At 65.7% G+C, this 15,436-nt stretch carries 13 protein-coding genes; 2 read left to right on the forward strand and 11 right to left on the reverse strand.

Features of this window, described 5'->3' with window-relative positions; all coding sequences use genetic code 11:
- Position 1: 1 nt before the first annotated feature.
- The 10 genes from J4G43_RS29210 to J4G43_RS29255 form a co-directional block, all read right to left on the reverse strand.
- Entirely contained in the window at positions 2-844 is an 843-nt protein-coding gene (locus J4G43_RS29210) for a phosphatidate cytidylyltransferase (RefSeq protein ID WP_135213815.1), read from the reverse strand.
- Positions 841-1,599 carry an isoprenyl transferase gene (locus tag J4G43_RS29215; protein ID WP_014494938.1) on the reverse strand — a complete coding sequence of 253 codons (759 nt, stop codon included), beginning with the start codon at positions 1,597-1,599 and terminating at the stop codon, positions 841-843. Before J4G43_RS29215 ends, J4G43_RS29210 begins: the two co-directional genes overlap by 4 nt.
- 94 nt (positions 1,600-1,693) lie before the next feature.
- The gene (gene frr, locus J4G43_RS29220) at positions 1,694-2,257 is read right to left on the reverse strand and encodes a ribosome recycling factor (RefSeq protein ID WP_014494937.1); all 564 of its coding nucleotides are present in this window, start codon (positions 2,255-2,257) and stop codon (positions 1,694-1,696) included.
- Between the two features lie 63 nt (positions 2,258-2,320).
- On the reverse strand, positions 2,321-3,037 hold the full coding sequence (pyrH, locus tag J4G43_RS29225) for a UMP kinase (RefSeq protein WP_028151698.1): 717 nt from the start codon (positions 3,035-3,037) through the stop codon (positions 2,321-2,323).
- Between the two features lie 60 nt (positions 3,038-3,097).
- Positions 3,098-4,021 carry a translation elongation factor Ts gene (gene tsf / locus J4G43_RS29230; RefSeq protein WP_028169462.1) on the reverse strand — a complete coding sequence of 308 codons (924 nt, stop codon included), beginning with the start codon at positions 4,019-4,021 and terminating at the stop codon, positions 3,098-3,100.
- A gap of 134 nt (positions 4,022-4,155) precedes the next feature.
- Entirely contained in the window at positions 4,156-5,151 is a 996-nt protein-coding gene (locus J4G43_RS29235; protein WP_208087093.1) for a 30S ribosomal protein S2, read from the reverse strand.
- 219 nt (positions 5,152-5,370) lie between these two features.
- Positions 5,371-7,884 (reverse strand): caspase family protein, encoded by a 2,514-nt coding sequence (locus J4G43_RS29240; RefSeq protein ID WP_208087094.1) that lies wholly within the window; start codon positions 7,882-7,884, stop codon positions 5,371-5,373.
- 174 nt (positions 7,885-8,058) lie between these two features.
- Positions 8,059-8,814, reverse strand: coding sequence for a carbonic anhydrase (locus J4G43_RS29245; RefSeq protein WP_208087095.1), 756 nt, complete (start codon positions 8,812-8,814; stop codon positions 8,059-8,061).
- 325 nt (positions 8,815-9,139) lie between these two features.
- Positions 9,140-12,643, reverse strand: coding sequence for a DNA polymerase III subunit alpha (dnaE, locus tag J4G43_RS29250; RefSeq protein ID WP_063983029.1), 3,504 nt, complete (start codon positions 12,641-12,643; stop codon positions 9,140-9,142).
- A 472-nt stretch (positions 12,644-13,115) separates the two neighbouring features.
- On the reverse strand, positions 13,116-13,835 hold the full coding sequence (locus J4G43_RS29255; protein WP_063983028.1) for an outer membrane protein: 720 nt from the start codon (positions 13,833-13,835) through the stop codon (positions 13,116-13,118).
- Between the two features lie 254 nt (positions 13,836-14,089).
- On the opposite strand from J4G43_RS29255, the gene J4G43_RS29260 reads away from it, so the two are divergent.
- Complete coding sequence (locus tag J4G43_RS29260; protein WP_208087096.1) at positions 14,090-14,410, forward strand: DUF3551 domain-containing protein; 321 nt, start codon at positions 14,090-14,092, stop codon at positions 14,408-14,410.
- 1 nt (position 14,411) lies between these two features.
- Entirely contained in the window at positions 14,412-14,666 is a 255-nt protein-coding gene (locus J4G43_RS29265; RefSeq protein WP_071913454.1) for a DUF3551 domain-containing protein, read from the forward strand.
- A gap of 89 nt (positions 14,667-14,755) precedes the next feature.
- On the opposite strand, the gene J4G43_RS29270 is transcribed toward J4G43_RS29265, so the two are convergent.
- Positions 14,756-15,409, reverse strand: a complete 654-nt coding sequence (locus J4G43_RS29270; protein WP_208087097.1) for a hypothetical protein — start codon at positions 15,407-15,409, stop codon at positions 14,756-14,758.
- Between the last annotated feature and the right edge of the window lie 27 nt (positions 15,410-15,436).

Below are 15,436 nucleotides of genomic sequence, written 5' to 3' on the forward strand. Positions count from 1 at the left end.
CTCACCAAACCATAAGACCGCTTCCGGCGCTATGCACACCATGGCGGAGAAAGCCGATAATCCATGCCATCAGGATGGCGGCAACAAAACCGTCCAGACGGTCCAGTAGCCCGCCATGGCCGGGAATCAAGTGACTGGAATCCTTGACGCCGAAGCGCCGCTTCACCGCGGATTCGAACAGATCGCCCGCCTGCGATACCACCGACAGGATGGCGCTGACGAGCAGCAGTGGAACCGCCTTTCCGATCCCGCACGCCGCAAAGCCGGCCGCAACCAAAAGGCTCGCCGCAAAGCCGCCGAGCGCCCCGGACCAGGTCTTCTTCGGGCTCACGCGCGGCCATAGTTTCGGTCCGCCAATGCTGCGTCCGGCGAAATAGCCGCCGATATCGGTTGCCCACACCACGAGCAGCACGAACATCAGCGCGGCGAAGCCGTTGACGAGATCCTGCCGCACCAGGATCGAGGCCAGCAGCGCCGCCGATGCGTAGGCGAAGCCGGTGGCCGCCCAGATGAACTTGGCCCGCGCGATCAGCGTCACGATCGCGCCGCCGATGAGCCCGGTGATGATTGCGGTCTTGAGCGCGCCGAAGGCGACGCAGGCCCCCATCATGGCAATGACGATGGTCCCCGCCCCGGTCAGTGCGGCAGACCCCGCGCCCACCACCATCAGCCATTCCGCGAACAGCCCGATCGACACCAGGGTGACGAGAAGCGCCCACAGCCAGCCGCCGGCATAAGCGAGTGCAATAGCGAGCGGCGCCAGCACCAGCGCTGCGAGGACTCGCATCACGAGATTGCTCGGGGCAGGCTTCTCGCCCGCCGATGCGGCGTCGGGTTCGCTCACGAGGCGTTTTTCGCGACCAGACCGCCGAAACGGCGCTCGCGTCTGGCGAATTCGGCGATCGCGCCTTCCAGCGCCGCCTTGTCGAAATCGGGCCAGTGGATCGGCACGAAGACCAGCTCGCTGTAGGCGGCCTGCCACATCAGGAAATTCGACAGCCGCTGCTCGCCGCTGGTGCGGATGATGAGATCGGGATCGGGGATGTCGGGCGCATCGAGATGAGCCCCGATCGTCTCGGCGTCGATCGTTTCAGGGGCGCGCTTGCCGTCTGCGACTTCTCGCGCGAGCTTCTGCGCGGCTTTCGCGATTTCCTGCCGCGAACCGTAATTGAAGGCGACGACCAGCGTCAGGCGCGTGTTGTCGCGCGTCAGCTCCTCGGCCTCGTTGAGGAGTGCGCAGATGTCGCTATCGAGTCCATCGCGCTCGCCGATGATGCGGACCTTGACGCCGTCGCGATGCAGGCTCGCGAGATCGTTGCGGATGAAGCGACGCAGGAGACCAAACAGATCGCCGATCTCGCTCGCCGGGCGCGACCAGTTCTCCGAAGAGAAGGAGAAGATGGTGAGATAGCGGATGCCGAGCTCGTGCGAGGCACGCACCACCCGGCGCAACGCCTCGACGCCGCGGCGATGCCCTTCGGCCCGCGGCAGGCCGCGCGCGGCGGCCCAACGCCCGTTGCCATCCATGATGATGGCGACATGCGCAGGCGCGTCGGACCGGTCGGGTCCTTCGGTTGCTGGCGCGGCGGCGTTGGACATGAAGGCGGCCCCAAAAGCATGATCCGGACAAGTGCGACGCGGTTTTCCGAAAAGACCATGCGCGAACAATAACCTAAAGCGCGATGATCGCGCTTTAGACGGTGAGGATTTCTTTTTCCTTGGCAGCCAGCAACTGGTCGATCTCGGAGATGGTGCCGTCGGTCGCCTTCTGCACCTCGTCGGCGTGACGCTTCTGATCGTCTTCCGACATCTCGTGATTCTTCTCGAGCTTCTTGAGGACGTCGAGGCCATCGCGGCGGACGTGACGCGCGGCGACCTTGGCCGCTTCCGCGTATTTGTGCGCGACCTTGACGAGCTCCTTGCGACGCTCCTCGTTGAGCTCGGGGATGCGCAGGCGCAGCACCTGGCCTTCGGTCGCGGGCGACAGGCCGAGATTCGAATCGACGATCGCCTTCTCGACCGGCTTGACCATCGACTTGTCCCAGACCTGCACCGAGATCAGCCGCGGCTCCGGCACGCTGACGGTGGCAAGCTGGTTGAGCGGCATGTGGCTGCCGTAAGCCTCGACCTGCACCGGGTCGAGCATCGAGGCCGACGCGCGCCCCGTGCGCAGGCCGCCAAGCTCGTGCTTGAGGGCCTGGACGGCGCCCTGCATGCGACGCTTCACTTCGTTGAGGTCGAAATTACCCGTGGCCATCACGTTTCTCCTTCAAAATCCCGGCGACCCACTCCGCGCCCCTCAGGCGCGACCGGCGAGCCGTCAGCCGGCGACGACGGTTCCGTGGCCGCCGCCACGCAGCACAGCGCCGATCGAACCCGGCTCCGCGATCGAGAACACGATGATAGGCAGCAACGTCTCGCGGGCAAGCGCGAAGGCGGTCGCATCCATCACCTTGTAGCCGCCCTCGATCGCCTGCGAATGCGTCAGCCGGTCGAATCGCGTGGCGGTCGGATCCTTTTTCGGGTCGGCCGAGTAGACGCCGTCGACATTGGTTGCCTTCAGCACAGCCTCGGCTCCGATCTCGGCGGCCCGCAGCACCGCGGTCGTGTCGGTGGTGAAGAACGGATTGCCGGTTCCGCCCCCGAGCAGCACGATCCGGCCCTCCGCGAGGTATTTGTGCGCCGCGGTGCGGGTGAACAGCTCGGAAATCTCGGGCATGACGAAGGCCGACAGCGTACGTGCCGGCGTGCCCTTGCGCTCGATCGTCGCCTCCAGCGCGAGGCAGTTCATCATGGTGGCGAGCATGCCCATGGTGTCGCCGGTGGTGCGCGACACCCCTTGCGAGGACACTTCAACGCCGCGCACGATGTTGCCGCCGCCGATCACCACCGCAACCTCGGTGCCGAGCTGGCGGGCGGCGATCAGATCGTCCGCAACCCGGTCGAGGGTCGGCTGATCGATGCCAAAACCCTGCTGCCCCGCGAGATACTCGCCGGACAGCTTGATCACGACGCGACGATAGACCGGATCAGTCATGAGCACTTTCCCCGTCCGGGCGCCGCTTCCGGCGGCAAGCCGGAAGGAACGTACCGGCGCTTACTTCTTGCCGCTGGCCGCTGCGACCTCGGCCGCGAAGTCGCTTTCCTGCTTCTCGATTCCCTCACCGAGAGCATAGCGCACAAAGCCCGCGATCTTCACCGCGCCGCCGACCTTGCCTTCGGCTTCCTTCACCGCCTGCGCCACCGACTTGCCGGTGTCGTGGATAAAGGCCTGCTCGAGCAGGCAGACTTCCTTGTAATAGGTCTTGAGGCCGGACTCGACGATCTTCTCGATCACGTTCTCGGGCTTGCCCTGCTGGCGATATTTGTCGGCGAGCACGTCCTTCTCGCGCTTCACGACCGCCGGATCGAGGCCGGACGGCTCGAGCGCGAGCGGGTTCGTGGCCGCGACATGCATCGCGATCTGGCGACCGAGGGCCGCGAGCTCGTCGGCCTTGCCGGGCGATTCGAGCGCGACGATCACGCCCATCTTGCCGGCGCCTTCGACGACGGCGCCGTGGACGTAGCTCGACACGACGCCCTGCGTCACTTCGAGCGAAGCTGCGCGACGCAGCGTCATGTTCTCGCCGATGGTGGCGATCGCGTCGTTGATCGCGGCTTCGATCGTGACGTCACCGACCTTGGCGGCCTTGATCTTCTCGACATCGGCGCCGACGTCGAATGCGACCTGCGCGACCATCTTGACGAGGCCCTGGAACTGACCGTTGCGCGCGACGAAGTCGGTCTCGGAGTTGACCTCGACCACGACGCCCTTGGTGCCCTTGGTGAGCGCGCCGATCAGGCCTTCCGCGGCGACGCGACCGGACTTCTTGGCGGCCTTCGACAGGCCCTTCTTGCGCAGCCAGTCCTGCGCCGCTTCCATGTTGCCGTCGTTTTCGGTGAGCGCGGCCTTGCAGTCCATCATGCCTGCGCCGGTGGACTCGCGCAGATCCTTGACCATCGCAGCTGTGATCGTTGCCATCGTTGAAAATCCTTCTTGCCTGCCGGTTTGCCGCGGCGTGGCATCAAACAGCCCCGCCGCGGTCCATCTCAGGAATTCGCGTCAACTGAAATGGTGGCCGGACTTATATCCGGCCAACCCATCGCTCTTTTTGACTATTCCGCTTCCGCGGTCAGCGCCTTGGCCTTGGCCACCCAGGCATCCGCACGGCTCGGCAGACCGACTTCTTCGCCGATCTTGTGCGCGGTGTCGTGATCGAGCTCGGCGAGCTGCCAGAAGTGGAAGATGCCGAGGTCGTTGAACTTCTTCTCGATCGCGCCCGACACGCCCGGGAGCTTCTTGAGGTCGTCGGCGGTGCCGCGCGGACCGGCAAGGCCCTGGAAGCCGCTCGAGGAAGCGGCCGGCAGCTCTTCGGCGACCGGACGAGCCGAGGCGCCGATGTCGATGCCCGAATCGCCCTGGGCGCGCGAGATGCCGTCGATCGCCGCACGTGCGATCAGGTCGCAATACAGCGCGATCGCGCGGCCGGCGTCGTCATTGCCCGGGACCACATAGGTGATGCCCTTGGGATCCGAATTGGTGTCGACGATCGCGGCGACCGGGATGTTGAGCCGCTGGGCTTCCTGGATCGCGATGTCTTCCTTGTTGGTGTCGATCACGAAGATCAGGTCGGGCAGACCGCCCATGTCCTTGATGCCGCCGAGCGAGCGATCGAGCTTGTCGCGCTCGCGCTGAAGCGTCAGGCGCTCCTTCTTGGTGTAGGAGCTGGCGTCGCCGCCGGACAGCACGTCATCGAGATGACGCAGGCGCTTGATCGAGGCCGAGATCGTCTTCCAGTTGGTCAGCGTGCCGCCGAGCCAGCGCGAATTGACGAAATACTGCGCGCAGCGCTTGGCAGCGTCCGCGACGCCGTCCTGCGCCTGGCGCTTGGTGCCGACGAACAGGACGCGGCCGCCCTTGGCGACGGTGTCGCTGACCGCCTGCAAGGCGGTGTGCAGCAACGGTACGGTCTGCGCGAGGTCGACGATGTGGATGTTGTTGCGGGCGCCGAAAATGAACGGTGCCATTTTCGGATTCCAGCGGTGAGACTGGTGACCAAAGTGCACGCCAGCTTCGAGGAGCTGACGCATGGTGAAATCGGGTAGCGCCATAGTTTCAATTCTCCGGTTGGTTCCTCCGGAAACGTGTGAGCAAAACGGAGCGTTCTCGCCCCGGTTGCCACCGGACGGCCTTGTGAGCCATGTTTCCGTGTGAGATGGGGCGCTATATAGCGCCATTTCGGCCAGAAGCAAGGAAATAAGGGCCTTTCGGGGGTGGTTTTCGTCCCCCGAAGGCCCTCTTCCGTAAAGACCACGCTGGTCCGTAAAGACCTAGCACTTGGGCTGGTTCGGCGGGCACTTTTTCGCCGCCGGCGCCGCTGGGCGCGGCGGAGGTGCCGCTGGACGCGGCGGGGGCGCGACGGCCATCCGCGGCGGCGGCGGTGGTGCCGGCCGGGCGACCGGCGGTGGCGGCGCGGGCCGCGCCACGGGTGGAGGTGCAGGCCGGGCCATGGGCGGAGGCGCCGGCCGTGCAACGGCCACGGGCGGAGCCGCGCGGGCTGGCGGAGGCGATGCGACATACGGCGGCGGTGCCGGGCGAGCGGCGGGCGGTGGCGGCGTCGGCCTCGCCACGGCCTGCGGCCGCGATGCTGGAGCTGACGGCGACGGCCGGGCGGCCTGCGCTGGAGGGGTCGCGGGCAAGTTCTGCGGTTTGACCGGCTCGCGCGCGGCCGAGGGCGGCGGCGAGACCGGCTTGGCCGTGGCGCCCGAGGGCGTGCCGGGCGGTGTGCCCGCAGCAGTTGGCGGCGCGACAGCCGGCTCGCGGGTTGCAGACTTGCCGCCAGCGGACGCGCCGCCGGCCGGGGTCTGAGCAACCGGCGGCTTCGGCGGTTGGCCGGGCGCAGCCGGGTTCGCGGTGGGCGCAACGGTCGTCGGAGTGCCGGCCGTTGGCGCGCCAGGATGGGACGGCAGCGTTGTGCCGGGCGCAGCCGTGGTCGGCGCCCCCGGATGCGTCGGCGGGGGCGCACCGGGTGCATTTGCCGTCGGCGCCAAGGGCCTGCCGCCCTGCGGCGTCCCTGCCCCGGCTGGCGGCGCAGGCGGCCCGCCTTGGGCGCCGGGAACCGGCAGCGTGTTGGTCTGTGGCAGCCTGGTCGGCGGTGCGGCGGGGGGCGTGCCGGTCGGCGCGACATTGGCCGGCGTCCCCGGAGGTATCCCCGGCCTCGCCGTCGGCTGGACCGTCGCGCTCGGCGGCATCGGCGCCTTGCCCTGCTGGATCAGCGCGGCGCGCTGCGTAGCGGCCTGCGGCAACATTGGCGTTACCGGGTTGGCGCGGTCGGCAATCGCCGGCCTCAGATTGCCAGGCCCGGTCCCTCCTCCCGCTCCCACGGGCGGGGCGGGCGGCCGGTTGATCACGGTGTTGATGACCGTGGTGTTATGGATGTTGTTGAAGACGATGTTGTTTGGCGGCGGCGCGACATAGACCGGCGGCCTGACGAACACCGGGATCGGCACGAACATCGGCTGCGGCAGCACGAACAGGCCGACCACGGGCAGCGGTGGCTCGAGCACGATGAAATCCGGCGGCGGAGGCGGCAGATAATAAACCGGCGGCGGCGGTGGCGGCGCGAAGCCAAAATCAGGGTCGCTGAAGTACAGCACGGGACGGTCGACATAGACCACCTCCTCCGGCGGCGGGGGCGGCACGTCATAGTCGATCATCGCGAAGGTCGGCGGTGGCTCGGGCGGCGCGGTGAGAATCGCCAGACGCCGGCGCGCATCGGCCGCGTGCGGCCCGCGCGGATAGCGCCGCAGATAGGACCAATAGGCCTCCGGCGTATCGTTCCGGTAGGTCCGCCGCCAGGTGATCGCCTCGCGGCGCGCTGCGACGATCGCCATCACGCGCTTCGACATCGGATCACCGGGATAGGCCGCGAGAAATTCTTCATAGGCCGGCAACGTGTCGCGCTCGAGCGCGGCCGCATAGGCGTCCTGCACGCCGAGATCGCGGATCGGCTTGTTGCGGATCGCGGCAACCTGGTCGGGCGCGGCCTCCGGCGGCGGCGCATCGGGCCCGCGCTCGAAGAACGAGAAGGGCGCCGATATCTTCGCCTCGTTCCACGGCACCTGCGCGCCCTTGCTGGCCTCGTTGACGCGCAGACGGACGCGGTCGAACACCTCGGCGAGCGGCAGGCCGCCGGTACGGATCATCTCCGCCAGCGATTGCGCATAAATGCCGTACGGGCCGGGCTCTTCCGGCGCGACCGTGCCGGGCGCGGCGTTGAAGGCGATCAGCATGTTCGGATCCGGCTCGACCAGCGCCAGTCCGCTCGCGATCTGCTGGCCGCCCTCGATGAAGGGCTGCGCGCGCGCCGCGTCGAGCACGACGATGTTGGCCTTGAGCGGAACAGAAGCGAGCTGGCGGGCGTAGTCGCTGATGCGCAGGCCTTCGGTCGGAATGTCGGTGTCGCGGGTGATGTTGGAATCGACCGGGATGAAATAGTTCTCGCCCGCAAGCTGGACGCCATAGCCGGCAAGATAGATCATCGCGACGGTGCCGGGACCCGAGGCCTGCGCCTTCTGGATGAAATCGCGAAGACTCTTGCGCAGCGTGTCGCCGTCGAGATCGCGCGCGCCGACCACGTCGAAGCCCGCCGCTTGCAGCGTCTGCGCGATCAGGCCGGCATCGTTCGCGGTCGTCGCCAGCGGCGACTTGGCGTAGGCGCCGTTGCCGACCACGAGCGCGATGCGCTTTTCCTGCTGCTGCGCGCGCGCCGGACCGGGCGCGGCCGCAGCGAACGCCAGGATCGGCAAGAGAAAACAGATGAAGGCCTTGTAGGTCCCACGCATGGCTTGCTTGCCCGCTATCGTTGTTGAGCTGCCACCGTACATGAGACGCGCGGCCGGCTGAATGGCTCTTGAACGAAATGCGCGGATTGAGGCGGCGGCATGGCGCCCCGCCCCATCAAGTCCCTGCGTCAGGCCCGCGTAAGCCTCGCGACCGCGCTGTAGCGCGAACCTCGCTCAGCCCTGCGCGATCAGATCGACTGTTCCCGTGGTGAGCCGGTAGATGCCACCGACGACCTTCAGCTTGCCCTGCTCCACGGCCGCATTGAGGATCGGCGCGGCCGATCTCAGCTTCGCGACGTTGTCGATCACGTTCTGCCGGATCGCCTTGTTGAGCACGTCCCCGCCCTGCTGCATCGCAGCCTTTGCGGCGGGCGCGATCGCATCGACCAGCGAGGGAATGTGTCCCGGCGGCGACGTGTTGTCCTTGATTGCCTTCAGCGTCGCATCGACCGCGCCGCAGGCATCATGGCCAAGCACCAGGATCAGCGGTGCGTTGAGCACGGCCACCGCATATTCCATGCTGGCAATGGTTTCGGTGCCGGCAAAATTTCCGGCGACGCGGCAGACGAAGAGATCGCCGCGGCCGCTGTCGAAGGCATATTCCGGCGCGATGCGTGAATCGGCGCAGCTCAGAACCGCCGCGAACGGATTCTGTCCACCGGCCAGCGCCTCGCGCTCGTGCTTGAAATCGTGGCGCCGCGCCACACCGTCGACATAGCGCGCATTGCCCTCCATCAGCCGCTTCAGCGATGCGTCGGGCGACAACACGTTCTGCGGCTTGGGTGGCTGCTTGGCCTCCTTTGCCAAGGCGCCGCTCGCGAAAGCTCCGCCGGCGAAGGCCATGCCGAACGCGGCGGCGCCAAACAGCATCGCGGACCGCCGCGACGGCGCGATGTCTCGATGCAGAGATTCAGAGCACTTGTCGCACATGTGACGTTTCCCCAGGTACAGTGGACGAATGGAAGCGTCGCGATGATAGGTGCATCGATGTGAAGAAATCACCAATGATAAATGATGCAACTGATGATTGCTGCAACGCGAACCATGTTGCAAAGCCGAAGCGATCGCTCGCCTCACGCGCAACGACCGCACAGAGCTGCGCCCATCTGCATATATTCGAGATCGGCTGCTAAAGCATGATCCGGAAAAGGGCAGCAATTCTCACTCACCACAAACGCGGCACGCGTTTGTGGCGAGATCATACGCTAACGCCGATCCCAAGCGCGAAGACGATTCTTCCGGATATCATCGCGCTTTAGAGCTGCTGCACGTCCACCACGCCCGCGACCGCCTTGATCGCGCCGGCGATCTGCGGCGAGACCTTGAAGCGGCCGGGCAGCTTCATCTCGACCTCGGTCTCGAGGTCGAGCATCATCACCAGCGAGACCTCGCCGTCGCCGTTCGAGCGCGGCGCGATGCCGGGACTGCCGACTTTTGGCGCGGCGCCGTTCGAGGCCGCCATGTCGGGTCCGGCCAATCGCTTGGCGATCGACTCCAGCGGCTTGGTGTCGCGCACGAAGATGCGCAGGCCCTTCTGCGTCTTGGCGGCGGCGTCATCGAGCGGCTCGGCATGCAGCACGCGGGCACGAACGTCCTCGCCCTGCAATTCCGCGCCCAACTGGAGCAGCACGGCGGCGCCCGGCTCGAGCACATCGCGGTATTGCGCGAGGCCCTCGGAGAACAGCACCGCCTCGAAATGGCCCGTGGGATCAGACAGCCCCATGATGCCCATCTTGTTGCCGGTCTTGGTGCGCCGCTCCATGCGCGACACCACGGTGGCCGCGACCTTGCCGGCGGTGGCGCCGGTCTTCACCGCACGCGAGAACTCGGCCCAGCTCTGCACCCGCAGGCGCTTCAGGACCATCGCGTAATCGTCGAGCGGATGGCCCGACAGGAAGAATCCGATCGCGTCATATTCGCGGCGCAGCCGCTCGGCCGGCAGCCAGGGCTCGATCTGCGGCAGCATGATGGTCGGCGCATCCGCCGACATGCCGAACATGTCGTTCTGGCCGATGGTCTCGGCCTGATGCGCACGCTGGCAGGCGGCCAGGATCGAGTCCGCGCCGGCAAAAACCCGCGCCCTGTTCGGCTCCAGCGTGTCGAAGGCGCCGGCAGCGGCGAGGCTTTCGATGATGCGCTTGTTGATCGCGCGCGGATTGACCCGCGCGGCGAAGTCGGCGAGCGAGGTGAACAGCCCGCGCCTGGTCCGCTCCTCGATGATCTGCTCGATCGCCTGGATGCCGACGCCCTTGAGCGCGGCGAGCGCGTAGTAGATCGTCTTCTCGCCGACCTCGAAGGTCGGGCCTGAGCGATTGATGTTCGGCGGCTCGACCTTGATGCCGAGGCGCTGCGCCTCGGAACGGAATTCGGAGAGCTTGTCGGTGTTGTTGAGATCGAGCGTCATCGACGCCGCGATGAACTCCACCGGGTAATGCGCCTTCATATAGGCGGTGTGGTAGGACACCAGCGCGTAGGCCGCCGCGTGGCTCTTGTTGAAGCCGTAGTCGGCGAACTTTGCGAGCAGCTCGAAGATGGTCTCGGCCTGCCCCTTCGGCACGCCGTTCTTGACCGCGCCGGCGACGAAGATGTCGCGCTGCTTGTCCATCTCGGCGCGGATCTTCTTGCCCATGGCGCGGCGCAGCAGGTCGGCGTCGCCGAGCGAATAGCCCGACATGACCTGCGCGATCTGCATCACCTGTTCCTGGTAGATGATGACGCCGAAGGTCTCCTTCAGGATCGGCTCCAGCACCGGATGCAGATATTCCGGCTCCTCGTCGCCGTGCTTGCGCGAGCAATAGGTCGGGATGTTCGCCATCGGGCCCGGGCGATAGAGCGCGACCAGCGCGATGATGTCCTCGAAACGGTCGGGGCGCATGTCGACCAGCGCGCGCCGCATGCCCTGGCTTTCAACCTGGAACACGCCGACCACCTCGCCCCGCGCCAGCATCTGGTAGCTTTCGGCATCGTCGATCGGCAGCGTCGCGAGATCGATGTCGATGTTGCGCGGCTTCAAGAGCTTCACCGCGACGTCGAGCACGGTCAGCGTCTTCAGGCCGAGGAAGTCGAACTTTACCAGCCCGGCCGGCTCGACCCATTTCATGTTGAACTGGGTCACCGGCATGTCCGACTTGGGATCGCGGTACATCGGCACGAGTTCGCTCAAGGGGCGATCGCCGATCACGATGCCGGCCGCGTGCGTCGAGGCGTGGCGGGTCAGGCCTTCGAGGCGCTGCGCGATGTCGAAGGCGCGCGCCACCACCGGGTCTTCATCGCGGAACGCCTGAAGCTTCGGCTCGCTCTCGATCGCGGCGGCCAACGTCACCGGCGCGGCCGGATTCTGCGGCACCAGCTTGGTCAGCTTGTCGACCTGGCCATAGGGCATTTGCAGCACCCGGCCGACGTCGCGCAGCACGCCGCGCGCCTGCAGCGTACCGAAGGTGATGATTTGCGCGACCTGGTCGCGACCGTAGCGCTCCTGGACGTACCTGATCACCTCGCCGCGGCGGTCCTGGCAGAAATCGATGTCGAAGTCCGGCATCGAGACGCGTTCCGGATTGAGGAAGCGCTCGAACAGCAGGCCGAACTTGATCGGGTCGAGGTCGGTGATGGTCAGCGCCCAGGCGACCAGAGAGCCGGCGCCCGAACCGCGCCCCGGTCCGACCGGAATCCCCTGGCCCTTCGCCCATTTGATGAAGTCCGAGACGATCAGGAAGTAGCCCGCGTATTTCATCCGCATGATGACGTCGAGCTCGAACGCCAGGCGCTTGTCGTAGTCCTCTTCCGTAGTGCCCTGCGAAAGGCCGTGCACGCGCAGGCGGTTGGCGAGCCCCTCCTCCGCCTGGCGCTTCAGCTCGGCCGCCTCGACCGACGCGGCGTCGGAGCTTGCGGCGGCGCCGACCGTGAAGAACGGCAGGATCGGCTTGCGCGTCATCGGGCGGAACGAGCAGCGCTCGGCGATCTCCACCGTCGAGGCCAGCGCCTCCGGAATGTCGGCGAACAGCACCGCCATCTCGGCGCGGGTCTTGAAGCGGTGATCGGGCGTGAGCTGAAGGCGATCGGTCTCGGCGATCAGCCGCCCGCCGGCGATGCAGAGCAGCGCATCGTGCGCCTCGTAATCGTCGTTCGAAGCGAAATACGGCTCGTTGGTCGCAACCAGCGGCAGGCCTTTTGCGTAGGCAATGTCGATCAGCCCGCTTTCGACGCGGCGCTCCTTGTCGATGTTGTGGCGCTGCAATTCAACATAGAGGCGGTCGCCGAACAGGCCGGCGAGACGCTCGCAGCGCGTCGCCGCAATTTCGGCCTGCCCGCTGGCAAGCGCGAGCGAGATCGGCCCGTCAGGGCCGCCCGTGAGTGCGATCAAGCCTTCGGTCTCACCGTCGAGCCAATCGAACTTGATGAACGGCGCGTGGCTGTCAGGCGATTCGAGGAACGCGCGCGAGTTCAGCCGCATCAGGCTGCGATAGCCGCGCTCCTGGGCCGCCAGCAGCACCACACGCGACGGCAGCAGCGCATTGCGCGCGTTGGGATCCTGGTCGCCGAAATCGATCGCGAGCTCGCAGCCGACGATCGGCTGGATGCCGGAGCCCGCCATCTTGTCGGAGAACTCCAGCGCGCCGAACATGTTGTCGGTGTCGGTCAGCGCCAGTGCGGGCTGGTGGTCTTTCTTCGCAAGCTCGGCGAGCTTGGCGATCTTGATCGAGCCCTTGAGCAGCGAATAGGCCGAGTGAACGTGAAGGTGGACAAATCCGGCGCTCGGCATGGTCGCGTGACGGCCTCTTGCAGTGAGATGGAGCGGTCGCCGGCTCCAGGGGGATCATGAGGACATTTTCCGCCCACCCAGCCGACTCGCCTCACAATGGTGGGGCGTCACCGCTTCAGAGTCCACGCCGGAGCCACGAAACGGCCGCGTCGTCCCGCTTTTCCCCAAGGGCATGACCAAGGGGTCTGGCCAGCTGCGGCCTAGAGCTGCGGAATCACCTGCGCCCAGATTGCGATCATCCCGACGAACAGCGAGATCGAGGCGAGTGCGGCGGCTTCTTCCACGAAAATCCTGAACATGGCTTGCTCCATCACCAGAACGTATGAAGAACATTGTTCTCATTTCGTTCTTGAGAGTCAAGCCGTGTGAGCTCTCTCGAAAAGTGATGGTTAACTCGCTGAATTCACGCAACAAAAAAGCCCCGGCGCAAGGCCGGGGCTTTTCGACGATCGTTCGAAATGAGCGACCAGTCTCAGTAGCGACCGATCATCGGGCCGCCGAACTTGTAGTTCAGGCGGACGAGACCCATGTCGACGTCCTGGCGGATGCGCTCCGAGCCGGCGAAGCCAGCGAAGGTCACGTCCTTGTCGGACAGGAAGATGTGGTTGTACTCGACGCCAACCGACCAGTTCGGCGCGAAGCCGTACTCGAGGCCGGCACCGACCGTGCCACCCCAGCGGCTGTCGCTGGACGAGGAGAGCAGCGCGCCCGCCGTGCTGGAGATCTCGTACTTGTTGCTGACCACAGCCGCACCGCCCTTGACGTAGACCAGGACGTTGTTCCAGGCGTAGCCAACCTGACCGGTGATCAGACCGAACGCATCGATCTTGGTGCGGTTGCGGGTGGCGAACAGCGCGCTGGTGTTGTCGCCCGAGAAGTCAGCCCAGTTGCCCTGGCCTTCCACACCGAACACCCACTGGCCGGACTGCCAGCGATAGCCGATCTGACCACCGACCGTGCCGCCGGTCGCATCGTGCGAGCCTTCGCGGCCCACGCCAACGAAATCCCAGGTCGCGTGCGACGAACCGCCGCCGCCGTTGATGCCGATGTAGAAGCCGCTCCAGTCATAGACGGTCGCGATCATCGCGGGCGCCTTGGTGTAAGGCCGCGCAGCGAGGTCAGCAGCCAGCGCCGGCGCAGTCGCGCTCAGCGCGACAAGGCTCACAGCAGCAAGCAACAGATTCTTGTTCATTTGATTCCCGTTCCAGTTTCGTCGTTAGGCCCCCGGGCCGTAGGGCCGTCATATCAGCGCTCGACGGAATTGCTGTAACCCCGACGCAACAGTCGGGGCCAAAGGGCTGTGCTGCGTTAATGAATGTTTAGCAGCGCGCGCGGGAAACCCTTTGAAACAAGGGTTTTCATGAGTTCCAATGTCGACTACACGACGTATGTTGCATCTGTGCCTGGACACCTGATGCACGCACGATTGTGTGATTGGAGATTGAGATGCGCAGACAGATTGCCCTCCCCATTGTCGCCACATTTTCGCTCGCAATCGCCACATTCGCGCTCACGCTGAGTGCAAGCACGCCCGCACGCACATTCGGCACGCATCACGCGTTCTGCCTGACCGGCCAGGAATGGCCGGGGCTGAGCAATTGCACGTTCGACAGTTACGCACAGTGTCAGGCAAGCTCGTCGGGCCGCGCGCTGACCTGCATCGCGAATCCGTATTTCACTGGCCAGAGCGACGATCCCTACGCCTATCAGAATCGTCCGCGCGCCCAGACACCGGGCTATTCACCCGGCTACTACCCACCGCGCTGAGATGCGCCGCGCCCGCTTCGCGCTCGTCGCCACCGGCCTGCTCTTCTCGGGCGTGCCGGCGCACGCCCAGACCTACGATCCCAGCTATCCCGTCTGCATGCAGATCTACGGCCCGGTCGGCTATTTCGACTGCCGCTACACTTCGCTCGAACAGTGCAGATTTCTCGCCGTCGGCCGCTCCGCGAGCTGCGCCGTGAACCCCTACTTTCCGCAGAAGAGGTCAAAGGCTCCCCGGCGGCCGAAGCAGGCCGACTAGGCGTGCTCCCATGCCGGGACTTGCCAACTTTGACGCCCTTGCGAGCTTAACGCACTTGCGAGCTTTTCCATCGCGCCGACATTGCCCGCTCACCCTCTCGTCGCGTATTCGGAAGTTACTTTCCGAGCGAGGTCTTGCACGACAGCCAAGAACGCAGCCGACGCCATCGGCCGATACGGCTCCAAGGCCTGGTCCGAGGGCGGTAACGTCAGCAGCAGGTCCGCATCGCCATGACAATCTTGATAATCTTGTAGCCAGAGCGCCGTCACATGGACCGCCGGCACGGTGAGCAGGAAAGCCTCGAAGCGTCCTTCCCGAACTTCAGGAAGCTTCTCGGCACGACGGATCGCCTCCGACGTCGCCGCCACAAACGGCCCTTCGTTCAGGTCACCCAGTTCATACGTCGTCTCATACATCGTCGCTGCCGACTTCACGATTGTCGCAGCAGCGATCGGCTCCTGTTCCTCCCCTCCTCCCCCATCATCAGCGGCGGTGCGCCGCTTCGCTTCAATCACAAGAAATCTCCAATTGCCTAGCTTCGCAGCCGCTCTGAGTTTGTCTGCGCGACGGATCTTGCCAAAAGCCAGATAGGCAATGCGATGCGGCAGGGAAATGAAGACCGCGTCGCGGTTGGCAGTGGAAAGCCTTGATCGCGGGAATTTCGGGTTGCCCACCCGGCTGGCCACCGCTCGCTTCACAGCTACGACCGCAGCCGCCGGAGGATCGCTGGGATGAATTGCCATCTTTTCTCTCCTTTCACGGTGGCGAGG

The sequence above is a fragment of the Bradyrhizobium barranii subsp. barranii genome (assembly GCF_017565645.3).
GTDB lineage: Bacteria > Pseudomonadota > Alphaproteobacteria > Rhizobiales > Xanthobacteraceae > Bradyrhizobium > Bradyrhizobium barranii.

Excerpts from the sequence above, each read along its gene's own strand:
- J4G43_RS29215 (WP_014494938.1), bottom strand. The coding sequence starts at position 1,599 with ATGTCCAACGCCGCCGCGCCAGCAACCGAAGGACCCGACCGGTCCGAC.
- frr (WP_014494937.1), bottom strand. The coding sequence starts at position 2,257 with ATGGCCACGGGTAATTTCGACCTCAACGAAGTGAAGCGTCGCATGCAG.
- pyrH (WP_028151698.1), bottom strand. The coding sequence starts at position 3,037 with ATGACTGATCCGGTCTATCGTCGCGTCGTGATCAAGCTGTCCGGCGAG.
- tsf (WP_028169462.1), bottom strand. The coding sequence starts at position 4,021 with ATGGCAACGATCACAGCTGCGATGGTCAAGGATCTGCGCGAGTCCACC.
- J4G43_RS29235 (WP_208087093.1), bottom strand. The coding sequence starts at position 5,151 with ATGGCGCTACCCGATTTCACCATGCGTCAGCTCCTCGAAGCTGGCGTG.
- J4G43_RS29240 (WP_208087094.1), bottom strand. The coding sequence starts at position 7,884 with ATGCGTGGGACCTACAAGGCCTTCATCTGTTTTCTCTTGCCGATCCTG.
- J4G43_RS29245 (WP_208087095.1), bottom strand. The coding sequence starts at position 8,814 with ATGTGCGACAAGTGCTCTGAATCTCTGCATCGAGACATCGCGCCGTCG.
- dnaE (WP_063983029.1), bottom strand. The coding sequence starts at position 12,643 with ATGCCGAGCGCCGGATTTGTCCACCTTCACGTTCACTCGGCCTATTCG.
- J4G43_RS29255 (WP_063983028.1), bottom strand. The coding sequence starts at position 13,835 with ATGAACAAGAATCTGTTGCTTGCTGCTGTGAGCCTTGTCGCGCTGAGC.
- J4G43_RS29260 (WP_208087096.1), top strand. The coding sequence starts at position 14,090 with ATGCGCAGACAGATTGCCCTCCCCATTGTCGCCACATTTTCGCTCGCA.
- J4G43_RS29265 (WP_071913454.1), top strand. The coding sequence starts at position 14,412 with ATGCGCCGCGCCCGCTTCGCGCTCGTCGCCACCGGCCTGCTCTTCTCG.
- J4G43_RS29270 (WP_208087097.1), bottom strand. The coding sequence starts at position 15,409 with ATGGCAATTCATCCCAGCGATCCTCCGGCGGCTGCGGTCGTAGCTGTG.